Origin of the sequence: Alicyclobacillus fodiniaquatilis (assembly GCF_042678105.1) — a bacterium.
Taxonomy (GTDB): Bacteria; Bacillota; Bacilli; order Alicyclobacillales; family Alicyclobacillaceae; genus Alicyclobacillus; species Alicyclobacillus fodiniaquatilis.
On the sequence record NZ_JBHUCX010000002.1, the window covers coordinates 25963 to 36765 of the forward strand.

The following is a 10803-nucleotide window of genomic DNA, read 5'->3' on the forward strand; positions in this document are numbered from 1 at the left end:
TGATCGCTTTTTTGGTTTTGTGCTGTTTGAAAGCATGGATGCCAGCTTGTAGTGCCAGGAACGCCTATTTTCCATTTGCAACAATAAATTTTCCACCAAACTCGGGTTGATCATCAGTTAAAGGATCACTGTACATGACAAATGAGCCGGGTTGCCATGGTGAAAACTGAACGTCAGATGTTTCGCCTGGGCGTAGTGTTCTCGTATAGATCCGATATTGTGGAATGGAAAACTCGTGTATATGATGACCGGAATTGTGAATTCTTAAGTGAATTGGCTGATTGAGTGTCGCTGTGATGCGACTGGGCGCAAATCCATTGTCTCGGATTTCCACTTGTATGTCTGTGACACCTCCTTGTACTAAAGGAACAGCGGAAGCCAATGTCGTCGCGCATATTGTCGCAGCGAGGGCACTAGAAATCCATTTGTATTGCATGTATATCCCACCACCTGTCAGAAAATGAAGCAATTGCACTGCACATTAGCCACAACGGCTGTGTTCAGTCTTGCGTTTCCTTGGTTTTGCTGGCGTGTTGCAACACTTTGTAGCACACTACGCTTGTAATCGGAACATATTTTGCCCATCAGAATGCAAAGAAATGCAGAATTTAGCAAATATCTATCGTTTTCGACAATCATTTTTGATATAATTTCAGATAGATATAAAGATAGATGTGTATCTGAGAGGGATAGCATTGAAATTCTCAAAAACTGGGGAAATGATCGAGTTTCTGCGTTCAAAAATGCTTCAATTGGCAGACCAACATGGCAGTCTGACGCATCCAGATGTGATTGCTGCAAGCCAACGATTGGATTACTTCATTGTCAGTGTCCAAAAGGCTGCTTTTAGTGCGACGCCGGAAACTAGACTGCCAAGGTTAGCTCGTTGATGCATTACAGAAAGATGGGGGTCCAAAGGAGCGTATTTTCAAATTGAGCAGAGTATTCTACGGTGTGTTCCAATTCTGGAACACACCTTTTTATGTGATGAGCGTTCAAACCCTGTGCAGTATGTTGTGCGTTGCCGTCATATCAGTATCCCCGAAAATGACAATAGAGCCACGGCTTGTTCAGCGTGGCTCCATTGTAGTGCGATGTTGTTGTGATAATTACATTGTCTAGACTACCGCAGATAGTGAGCTTTCGACACAAATGTAAACGCTTTTAGTTTGACAAAATTGTGTCAAATACAGTGTTTTGTATTAATATCAGATGTATCTGAAAGCGACAAAGCATATCTGGGCATGATAAACATTTTTTAATCAATCACGTAGGCACACTGATCTTGGAATACTGCACCAGAGGAAAGCGCCGTGCATAGATGAGGGACGTTCTTCTTTTGGGACGAAGGGGTAAATAAAAAAGGCGCTCAGCGGCGCCTTGTCTTATGTACTTTACATTTCCCGTTTTGCCGTAGGACATAAGGTTTTGAACCTGCTCTCACAGGTGGGTATCCTGACGCATTTTTTACAAGTCCACGCACAATGGGTGGCATTTGCTCCAAACGCGGGCATCGAATTCCCTTCATTAACGCATAGATTAAAACCAAAAATGCCCCACCAACATCACAGGAAATGTTGTAGATATAGCGTACCACGACCCAAGACTGGTTTCAATGGAACATTTTCCTGTTTGTCACCAGCCTTGATTGGCGTGCTGATGTCCGTGAAGAATTGAATTTGTACTACGCGCTTCACCGCAGAGATTGATGTACAGTGTCCACCTGCTGCTGAATGCCCACCTCTTTATCCGCTCGTTCGTCAATGGTCATGTGGGTAATGACGCGACTGGGTCCACCCTCCATTGTTCGCTGATGGATCTCTTGTGCAACGCCCATCAATTCCGGTATTTCTCCTTCGATCACGGTGGAAGTCGGTGTCACCTGATATTTCAAGCCTCTGTTCTCAATCAGTCGAACGGCGTCCACTACATCTGAGCTGAAACTAGGTGTGTTGGTGCCTACAGGTACAATACTGATTTCTAATAATGGCATGTCATCGTCTCCTTCGCTGGATGAAACACAATTGTATGTGTGCAGTTCATTGAAAATTGCGCCACGCCTAGGATTCAGCTAAATCATTCAGAAATATGCGTGGCGTGCCGGAAATATAGGCGTTTTTAGCTGAAGGCGGTTCCGTGGTATGATGAAGGAAAGGCTTATGCGAAATGATCGCCATGGTTGGTGTTGTGAACTCAGGCAAAACAAAGCAGGTGATGTTCCGTTTTGTTCATTTTTTACATGCTGAAGAGACTGCGGCAATCTGTGCGCCACTATCTGTTGTTTCCTAGGATTTTTGTGGCCATGACGCTTGTCATCCTCATTTCTGGTTATCTTGTCTATCACTTTGAGGATGGTAAATCTCCATACTTTCATACTTGGTGGGACGGAATATGGTTTGCCATCATCACCAGTGCAACGGTTGGATATGGGGACAAATATCCAGTCACTGTACCAGGCCAGTTGGTGACCATTGCGCTCATTTTGATAGGCGGCAGTTTGCTGGCAGTTCTGCTGGCAAACATCGGTGGCAGATTTGCGCTGCAGATCAGTCGAAAGGAGCGAGGTCTATTGCCAGCACATCTATATCGCAATCACGTCGTGATTTGTCACTGGAACAAGCAGGCGAAAGCGGCGATTCGCGATTATTATAGAGCACACCGCAAGATGCGATTTGTCCTCATTGACAACTACATAGAAGAAAATCCGATACCTGAGTATGATGTGCATTTTATCCGGGGGAATTTCAGTGAGGATGAAGTGCTCATCAAAGCCAATGTGCGGCATGCAAAGGCGGTGCTCATATTTGGCGACAAGCGGATCGACGAGAGCACAGCGGATGCCAAAGCGTTAAAGGCGGTGCTCGCTATCAAATATTTGAACCCAGACGTGTATACCATTGTCGAATGCCTATCCGGGGATGTCAGAGCGTTGGAGCGCGTGGGGGCAGATGAAGTGATTGACACTGGTGAAATCAATGGGCGTTTGCTTGTCCAAAGCAGTCTGTCTGTCGGTGTTTCCAATGTGTTAAAAGAGCTTTTGATTCATGAATCGGGCAATGAGTTCTACGAAACTATGGTTCCTGATAAATACTTGGGACAGTCGTTTGGGGAAGTCGCTGTAGATATGCGGCGATTGGGGAAAAACCTGATTGCGCTCGGCGGAAAGGAAACCATTCTAAATCCTGCGCCTGATATGCGAATCGAGCAGGAGCATACATTAATTTATATTGGCAGAGGAGAACTATCGTTTTAAATTTTGTGGGGAGCATGCCAAACGGATCGTCCACCAGTAAGGATTTATATCATGGTCTTGTGAAATCAACATCTCAGGATTGCTTGATCTTGACTGGTATGATAAAGAAGGTTCTGAATTTTGATTGTAGACGTTTTCTGGGGGAGTTGGGGACTCGGCATGGAAGAAATTCGCCGCTTACGTGAAGATGAGATCGATGCGCATTTGGCCATCAGTCAGTTTGCTTTTCAGTATGAAATTGCAAAAAATGATTTAGATCAAGCGAAAAAAGACGTCGTCGTCGATCACATCCATGGCTTTTTTGTCGACGGACAAATGGCTGCCAATTTGACGATATTGCCACTGGCGACATACGTGAATGGGCATCCCGTGGCAATGGGCGGGATTGCGGGTGTAGCAACTTGGCCAGAACACCGCAGAAGGGGCATGGTCGCCAAACTGTTGCGTCATTCACTGAATGTTATGAAGGAGCAAGGGTCCTTGGTATCTATGTTGGCTCCTTTTTCGTTTGCATTCTACAATCGCTTTGGTTGGGTGTATTGTATCGACAGGAAACAATACATATTGGATCGTGCGGATTGGCCAAAATTTCAGGCAAGTAAGGGGGCAATTGAACGCACAGATCATTTTCAGGAAATGGAAAGTGTCTACGAAACTTACGCGGCTCGATTTAGCGGTACACTGCAACGTTCAGAAGATTGGTGGCAAACGCGGATCAAAAAAGGCAAGCAGGGCATCCGCGCGCTTTATCGTGATGAGAACGGCGTTGCCCAGGGTTATATGATTTATCAAGTAAAGCAATCTGAAATGATCGTGCACGAAATGGTCTATCTCACGGTGGAAGCTTATCAGGGATTGTGGAACTTTATTGCAAATCACGATTCCATGGCGAATCAAGTAAAAATCATCGTGCCGACAAATGATGGGTTGCCATTTTTGCTGCCTAATCCACGCATCAAACAGGAGATTTTTCCTTACTTTATGGCGCGCATCGTGGATGTGGAACCGTTCCTCAGGCAGTATTCGTTCATTTCGCAAACAAGTGAAGCGGAGTTGAATGTCTGCGTGACGGATCCGAATGCATTATGGAACGAGGCAATTTTCACGATTTCCTGGTCTGCAGACGGAATACAGCAAGTTGACGTACAGCGTGTGGAAGCCGCGCAGTTCCAAGAGATAGGGATGTCACTGCAGAATTGTCTGACGTGTGATATTCAAACGTTAACAGCGATGTTATTCGGCTATCAACGTCCGAGCACATTGGCCTCAATTGGAAGCGTGCAGGGTACAAGTGAAGCCGTTACCGCATGGGAACAGGCGATTCCGGCGCAAACTACATTTTTATACGACTTCTTCTAAACAATTGGGCAAGTTCCGTTCAAAAGCAGTTGGTGGATGGGGATGAGGCATATGGCAATTGAACGGACCATTGGCATTTGAAGCATCGCTATGAACAAACGGATGCGACACATCGCATCCGTTATCTGCGCTTTATTGGTTTACATGGTCGTCAGTCGTTGGTGTTTTGGCAGGAATCTCAACTGTTGATGCTGTCTGTTTCGGTTTGCGTCGCAACAGGAAGATGTAAGATAAAATGCTTAGCACGACGCAAGCAAAGTAGACAGCCCGAAAGCTGAATGTCTGTGCAATTGCCCCACCTAAAAGACTGCCTGCCATGGAACCGATGTTGCTGGTGTTGCTGTAAAGGGTCGTTGTGGAACCTGGAGCGTCTGGCATAAAATCCTGAAAATAACTCATACCAATACTGACGTTGATGGAAATAAATACGGCACAGAGCAACTGAAGAAGCAACATCTCCCACGGCGCGTGGGTAAAAGCGGCGCCGAGATAATAGAATGTACCGCAGATGGAGCCAAATAAAAGCATGATCCGTTTGCCTACTCGCGCGGCCAGAGAACTAAGACCGAGCATAATTGGAATCTCAAGGCCGGCACTGAGGCTAAAAACCCAACCTACGACATGTTCTGGCGCATGCAGCGTCTGCGTCATCAATAACGGCATATAAAGTCCATTCATGCTGGAGGCTGTGGAGACAGCGACGAATGAAATACATGCAAACAATATATCTCGCCGTTTCAGATAAGAAGATACCGCGATGAACTCGGTAGGACGAACGCCGACAGCCGGACGCCGTTTGAGCCGGAACAGCACCAACAAAAAAACCGCGAAGAAAATGATGGCGGTGGACGTGAATAGGCCGTTGTAGTGTAAGGCGCTGAATACCCAGGCGCCGACAAGGGGGCCAATCACCCATGCCAGGGAGAAAAATGATCTCAATGTGGTCAATGCAAATGTTGCATCACCTTGATTGGTTGCGATGATGGATTCGCGAGCATACGCAAACATCTGCGGATAGGTAGCAGAACCAAGACCAAGCAGTATGGTCGTGACAATGAGTAAAACCAAGTAGCTGTGCAGTACAATAAAGGAGCCGTATCCCACGCCTGCACAAAGCGTGGAAAAGATCATTATATCTTTTTTGGGTGTGCGCATATCCGACATTTTGCCCAACCATGTGCTCGCTATAATCCCTCCGAGGGCGTTGACACACATAAAAATCCCCAATTCAGCGGGTGTCATATCGATGACGTTCGTACCGAAAAGAGATAGATAGGGTCTAGTGATGGATACACCGATTCCAAGCAATGTGATTCCGAAGGTCAGTGTGAAAAAACCCGGTATGAAACGGGAATTGGCGGAATGAGCAGTTGTCCTGCGAATCAAAAGTATGCCCCCTGAATGAAGATACCGCTCATCATAGCACGAATTGATACAATGATGTTGAACAAAAGGCGGTGTGCGCAATATCATTTAGAAGGTGGAGTGTCAGGGAGGCGCGTGATTGGAAGAGACTTTACATCGGCTGTGGATTAAGATGATAAAAACGCCAGCATGTCTGTTCATCAGAAAGGCGTTCGTTAAACAGCGACGAGTTGAGGTATTTTAACCATGGGCATGATGCACGGTGTATTTTATGCGGTATTTGTTTTTAATATTTTAACTGCATTTACGGTCATTTTTATTGAAAAACGCAATGTGGCGGTGACATGGGCGTGGCTCATGGTCATGCTCTTTCTTCCGATTATCGGGTTTATCATCTATTTGATCTTTGGTCAAAGTGTGCGGCGGTTAAAAATTTATAAGGTGAAGCAAGATCGGAAGGCGTTTATTGACGCATTGGTCGAGCGTCAACGGCATGATCTCATACACAATCGCATCGATTATCACGATCCAGCGATGGCCAATTATCGCGATTTGTTGTACATGAATCTCGTCAGCAATTATGCCATCTTTACACAGGATAACGCCATTGAGATCTTTACGGATGGGGAGAGCAAATTCCACTCCCTGCTGGAGGCCATCAAAGCGGCAAAGGACCATATTCATCTGCAGTACTTTATCGTGAGAAATGATAATTTGGGAAGAGCGCTTGTGGCTGCGTTGACCCAAAAAGCACAGGAAGGTGTGACTGTACGTTTTTTGTACGATGACTTTGGAAGCTTTTGGCTTCCAAAACGATTTTTTAACGGGTTGCGCAAAGCGGGTGGTGAGGTCGCTGCGTTTTTTCCTTCGCGTCTTCCATACTTGAGTATCCGCATCAATTATCGCAATCATCGCAAGTTGGCCATTATTGATGGCCGTTATGGGTATATTGGAGGCTTTAACATCGGCGATGAGTATCTTGGCCGCAAGAAGCGCTTTGGTCGTTGGCGAGATACGCATCTCAAGATGACGGGCAGTTCCATCATTGAGTTACAGGCGCATTTTGTACTGGATTGGAATGCCGCTTCCCGCAAGCAGATCCCGGTAGAGGCGCGTTATTTTCCGTTGGAGAACCATCGCGGCGATGTGGGCATCCAAATTATATCCAGTGGGCCAAATAGCGCGTGGGAGCAAATCAAAAATGCGTATATCAAGATGATACATGCGGCGAAAGAAAGTGTATGTATTCAAACGCCGTATTTTGTGCCGGATGAAAGTTTGATGACCGCGTTGAAGACGGCTGCCCTTTCGGGCGTAGATGTAAAGTTGATGTTGCCCTTTAAGCCGGATCATAAATTGGTCTATTGGGCATCGACATTTTATCTTGGGGAGTTACTCCATGTTGGTGTAAAATGCTATTTGTATGAAGCCGGATTTTTGCACGCCAAAACCATTGTCGTCGATGGCAAAATTGCATCGGTGGGGACCGCGAACATCGATATGCGCAGCTTTAAATTGAACTTCGAAGTCAATGCGCTGATCTACGACACATTCACAGCTACAAAGCTCTACAACATATTTGTGGAAGACCTCTTATGCAGCAGGGAATTGACACTTGCTGAATACGAGCGGCGATCTCGCCTCACGCAGGTGAAGGAAGCTTGTGCCAGGTTGTTATCCCCCATATTGTAATAGGAGAATTTCGAGGAGGCGGGGAATGATGAAGAAGACACAACAAACCATCATTGATGAGTTGCATGTCAAACCAGTCATCGATTGTGAAGAGGAAGTCAATACGAGGGTTGCCTTTTTAAAGGATTATCTGTTGCACACCGGGAAAAAAGGGTACGTCTTGGCCATCTCTGGTGGACAAGATTCTGCGCTGGCAGGCAGACTTGCGCAGTTGGCTGTGCAATCGTTGCGAGAAACCACCGGGGCGTCGTACCAGTTTATTGCTGTCAGGCTTCCCTATGGTGTTCAAAGAGATGAGGCAGACGCTCAGCTTGCGCTCGAGTTTATTCAACCGGACACCACAGTCACCGTCAATATTCAGGAAGCGGTAGATGCATCCATAAAAGCTTTTACTGCAGGTACGGGGGAACAGTTAACCGAATTCTTGAAAGGAAACAACAAAGCGAGAGAGCGCATGAAAGTCCAATACGATTTAGGCGCATTTTACGATCTCATTGTGATTGGAACGGATCATGCGGCAGAGGCAGTCACTGGATTTTTCACGAAATATGGCGACGGCGGCGCGGATGTGATCCCTTTGACTGGCCTCGACAAAACACAGGGTAAAATGTTACTTCAGTTTTTAGGCGCCCCTAGTGTGCTTTACGAAAAAGCGCCAACTGCGGATTTGCGTGACGATATGCCAGGCCGTCCTGATGAGGACGAACTTGGGATGACTTACAGGGAGATTGATTTATATCTCGAAGGCAAAGATGTCGATGCTGAAATTAGGGAGAAGCTCGAGAAACGGTATCGGATGACCGAGCATAAACGGCAACTTCCAGTGACGCCATATGATACTTGGTGGCGGCAATAAGTTTCGTTTTTTGCTTTTTAGTCAATCACATTCCGACAACGGGTTAAAGATTCGTCACAAAAGGGTGGGTGGAGCCTACCCTTTTGCTTGGATGCCAAATGCGGTGGGGGTGCTCAATTTGGAACAATTTAAACTGATATGCGCAGTGCATCAGTTTTTGCTCTATTGTGATGGGCTTTTTCGATGTTTTACCCGTCCAATACGTTCTAAACCGCCATGCGGTGTAATCAGGCCCAATTTGGTCGCGGCTTCCCTCTGACTCAATCCCTGTTGCTGCAATTGGTGCATTTTTGCGGCCAGCTTAAACATCATCATCATGATGAGCCTCCGTTATATTTGGGTTTTCTCATAATTGAATATAACGCTGGGACACAAACAATGATGTAGATAAAGTGGGTACAATGTGTAGCGGATTTGTGACAAAATGGAAGGACAAGGGGGGGCTTGTATCATCTTAGCTGCGCTTATGCTAAATCAAGCGGGCCCTGTCATTGCACAAGGCCCGCACAAACTTAAAATTCAAAATCGACTGCGATGGCATCTTGGCGTCCGACGCTGGCCATGAACTGCACGCATTCCTGGTGTTTGGGATGTGGCCCGTACGCATCCAGCGCAGCGCGGTTTTCAAACCGCACCGTCAAACCAAGCTCATAGCCTTGGCTGCGCGAAGAAAAATTATGCCCTGCTACGATATCGATGATGCCTGGAACGTGATTTTTCAAATCTTGCAAGCGATGAATACATTCATCAATTTGCTCTGTGGTGGTCTCTGGGCTGAATTTGAAGATAATCATATGCTCTACCACGACATACCCTCCAATGAATACAAAATGATTTCTAAACAACACCTTCGACTTACAGTACACCAATTTGAATATATCACTTCATATGCTTCAATGTCGCATTGATCTGGCCGCCGAGAATTAAAATCAACCCTGTGAGATAAAACCAAATCATCAAAATAATCACGCCGCCTAAAGCACCGTAAGTTGCCGAGTAATTGCTGAAATTGGTCACGTAGATTGAAAAACCGAAGGAGATGGCTTGCCATCCAAATGTAGCGACCAGCGCACCCCAAAATGCTTCTTTGGGTTTGCATTTTTCATTTGGCGCAATGGTGTACAACGCCATGATGACACAAACCATGATGATAATACCGCACACCCAGCGAACAATGTGATACAAGAGCTTAAATTCAAACGGAACAAAAAGAAAATGGGTGGTGATTCGTATAAACAGTTGACCAAAAACCGGCAGCAACAGTGTGAGCGCGACGACCACGACCATTGCCATTGTCAAAAAAAGAGAGAGCAATCTGGTTCTGATAAAAGACCGGGTTTCCTGAACGCCGTACGCGCGATTGATGGAGCGGATCAATGCATTGACGCCATTTGACGCAGTCCACAATGTCACCAACAGACCAAGTGATAGCAACCCACCGCGCGGCTTGCTCAACAAGGAATCGATATCATTTGCGATGGCGGATCCTTCGGTGCCGGGAATGTGTTGGCTGATAAAATTCATCAGGCCGGCGGTTGGCAGTGAGAAGTATGGCAACAGCGTGAGTATGAACAACAAAAGTGGGAAAACAGAAAGCAAAAGATGATATGCCAGTTGAGTGGCCAAACTACTGGTTTCATCTTCTTTGAATTTTTGATATAGATTGATGAGAAATCGCTTTGAAGTATAGAGATCGATAAAAATCATATGTAATGCGTCAACGCTCCTTGCAATCTGGATTTCATTCTCGTATTCACGTGCACTGTCTCACCGATGACAAGCCTATACAAGATATACTAGCTCAGTTGCTCAAATGGATCATTCCGGATCTTTTTTGTCGGGCCTGCGCGATGCAAAGCTAACAGACAGTTTGGAGGCAAGGAGCGCCATGACTAGTGTACTGATGATCCACCCGGATAACATCTCCAAGGATGCAAAAAAGGTTGGCCAACGGACACAGTAGCGTACTTCATTGGTCGCTTCACACATTTCGATAAGTTGAACACTGACATGTATTAAATCATCCAACTTGGATAACATACTTTCTACAACCGCGCCAACCGGATGATGACGCAACATGAGGCGCGGTTGGTTTTTTACAAAGAATCCGATAAGCAAAGGGGTTGTCCCAAAAGTCATCATAGATGACTGGAGGGATAGCTCCCTTTCTGTAAAATAGCCTCTCGGCATTTGGTTTTCATTGAACCACCAACGGTTCTGTGCCCGAGGTCTGTTCGCTTGCCCCCATGTTGCTGAGCCCGACTTGACAAATCAAAAT

General features: G+C 46.0%; 11 protein-coding genes and 1 other RNA gene. 5 read left to right on the forward strand and 7 right to left on the reverse strand.

The genetic code is table 11. From position 1 onward, the window contains the following. Positions 1-64 precede the first annotated feature (64 nt). Positions 65-436 (reverse strand): cupredoxin domain-containing protein, encoded by a 372-nt coding sequence (locus ACFSB2_RS00555; protein ID WP_377940558.1) that lies wholly within the window; start codon positions 434-436, stop codon positions 65-67. Between the two features lie 259 nt (positions 437-695). On the opposite strand from ACFSB2_RS00555, the gene ACFSB2_RS00560 reads away from it, so the two are divergent. Beyond that, a complete protein-coding gene (locus ACFSB2_RS00560) occupies positions 696-890 on the forward strand; it encodes a Spo0E family sporulation regulatory protein-aspartic acid phosphatase (RefSeq protein WP_377940560.1) in 195 nt (64 codons plus the stop codon). A 506-nt stretch (positions 891-1396) separates the two neighbouring features. Here the strand turns inward: ACFSB2_RS00560 and ssrS are convergent. Beyond that, a non-coding RNA gene (gene ssrS, locus ACFSB2_RS00565) (6S RNA) lies at positions 1397-1577 on the reverse strand. Positions 1578-1693: 116 nt separating this feature from the next. Beyond that, positions 1694-1993 (reverse strand): MTH1187 family thiamine-binding protein, encoded by a 300-nt coding sequence (locus tag ACFSB2_RS00570; protein ID WP_377940561.1) that lies wholly within the window; start codon positions 1991-1993, stop codon positions 1694-1696. Positions 1994-2224: 231 nt separating this feature from the next. Between ACFSB2_RS00570 and ACFSB2_RS00575 the strand changes: the two genes are divergently transcribed. Together ACFSB2_RS00575 and ACFSB2_RS00580 are read left to right on the forward strand one after the other, a co-directional pair. After that, complete coding sequence (locus tag ACFSB2_RS00575) at positions 2225-3253, forward strand: potassium channel family protein (protein ID WP_377940562.1); 1029 nt, start codon at positions 2225-2227, stop codon at positions 3251-3253. Positions 3254-3373: 120 nt separating this feature from the next. Beyond that, complete coding sequence (locus ACFSB2_RS00580; RefSeq protein WP_377940564.1) at positions 3374-4612, forward strand: GNAT family N-acetyltransferase; 1239 nt, start codon at positions 3374-3376, stop codon at positions 4610-4612. A gap of 132 nt (positions 4613-4744) precedes the next feature. Here ACFSB2_RS00580 and ACFSB2_RS00585 read toward each other — a convergent pair whose 3' ends face one another. Continuing rightward, positions 4745-5998, reverse strand: coding sequence for a sugar efflux transporter (locus ACFSB2_RS00585; protein ID WP_377940567.1), 1254 nt, complete (start codon positions 5996-5998; stop codon positions 4745-4747). A 225-nt stretch (positions 5999-6223) separates the two neighbouring features. On the opposite strand from ACFSB2_RS00585, the gene cls reads away from it, so the two are divergent. Beyond that, the gene (gene cls / locus ACFSB2_RS00590; protein WP_377940568.1) at positions 6224-7669 is read left to right on the forward strand and encodes a cardiolipin synthase; all 1446 of its coding nucleotides are present in this window, start codon (positions 6224-6226) and stop codon (positions 7667-7669) included. Between the two features lie 28 nt (positions 7670-7697). After that, positions 7698-8525 (forward strand): ammonia-dependent NAD(+) synthetase, encoded by an 828-nt coding sequence (gene nadE / locus ACFSB2_RS00595; RefSeq protein ID WP_377940570.1) that lies wholly within the window; start codon positions 7698-7700, stop codon positions 8523-8525. A 162-nt stretch (positions 8526-8687) separates the two neighbouring features. Here nadE and ACFSB2_RS00600 read toward each other — a convergent pair whose 3' ends face one another. The 3 genes from ACFSB2_RS00600 to ACFSB2_RS00610 form a co-directional block, all read right to left on the reverse strand. Beyond that, positions 8688-8840: a hypothetical protein gene (locus ACFSB2_RS00600; RefSeq protein WP_377940572.1), complete on the reverse strand. Its 153-nt coding sequence runs from the start codon at positions 8838-8840 to the stop codon at positions 8688-8690. Between the two features lie 197 nt (positions 8841-9037). Then, positions 9038-9331, reverse strand: a complete 294-nt coding sequence (locus ACFSB2_RS00605; RefSeq protein WP_377940573.1) for a Dabb family protein — start codon at positions 9329-9331, stop codon at positions 9038-9040. 73 nt (positions 9332-9404) lie between these two features. Next, complete coding sequence (locus ACFSB2_RS00610) at positions 9405-10232, reverse strand: YihY/virulence factor BrkB family protein (protein ID WP_377940574.1); 828 nt, start codon at positions 10230-10232, stop codon at positions 9405-9407. Positions 10233-10803: the final 571 nt, after the last annotated feature.

Coding starts and splice junctions, on each gene's coding strand:
- ACFSB2_RS00555 (WP_377940558.1), bottom strand. CDS start 436: ATGCAATACAAATGGATTTCTAGTGCCCTCGCTGCGACAATATGCGCG.
- ACFSB2_RS00570 (WP_377940561.1), bottom strand. CDS start 1,993: ATGCCATTATTAGAAATCAGTATTGTACCTGTAGGCACCAACACACCT.
- cls (WP_377940568.1), top strand. CDS start 6,224: ATGGGCATGATGCACGGTGTATTTTATGCGGTATTTGTTTTTAATATT.
- nadE (WP_377940570.1), top strand. CDS start 7,698: ATGAAGAAGACACAACAAACCATCATTGATGAGTTGCATGTCAAACCA.
- ACFSB2_RS00600 (WP_377940572.1), bottom strand. CDS start 8,840: ATGATGATGTTTAAGCTGGCCGCAAAAATGCACCAATTGCAGCAACAG.
- ACFSB2_RS00610 (WP_377940574.1), bottom strand. CDS start 10,232: ATGATTTTTATCGATCTCTATACTTCAAAGCGATTTCTCATCAATCTA.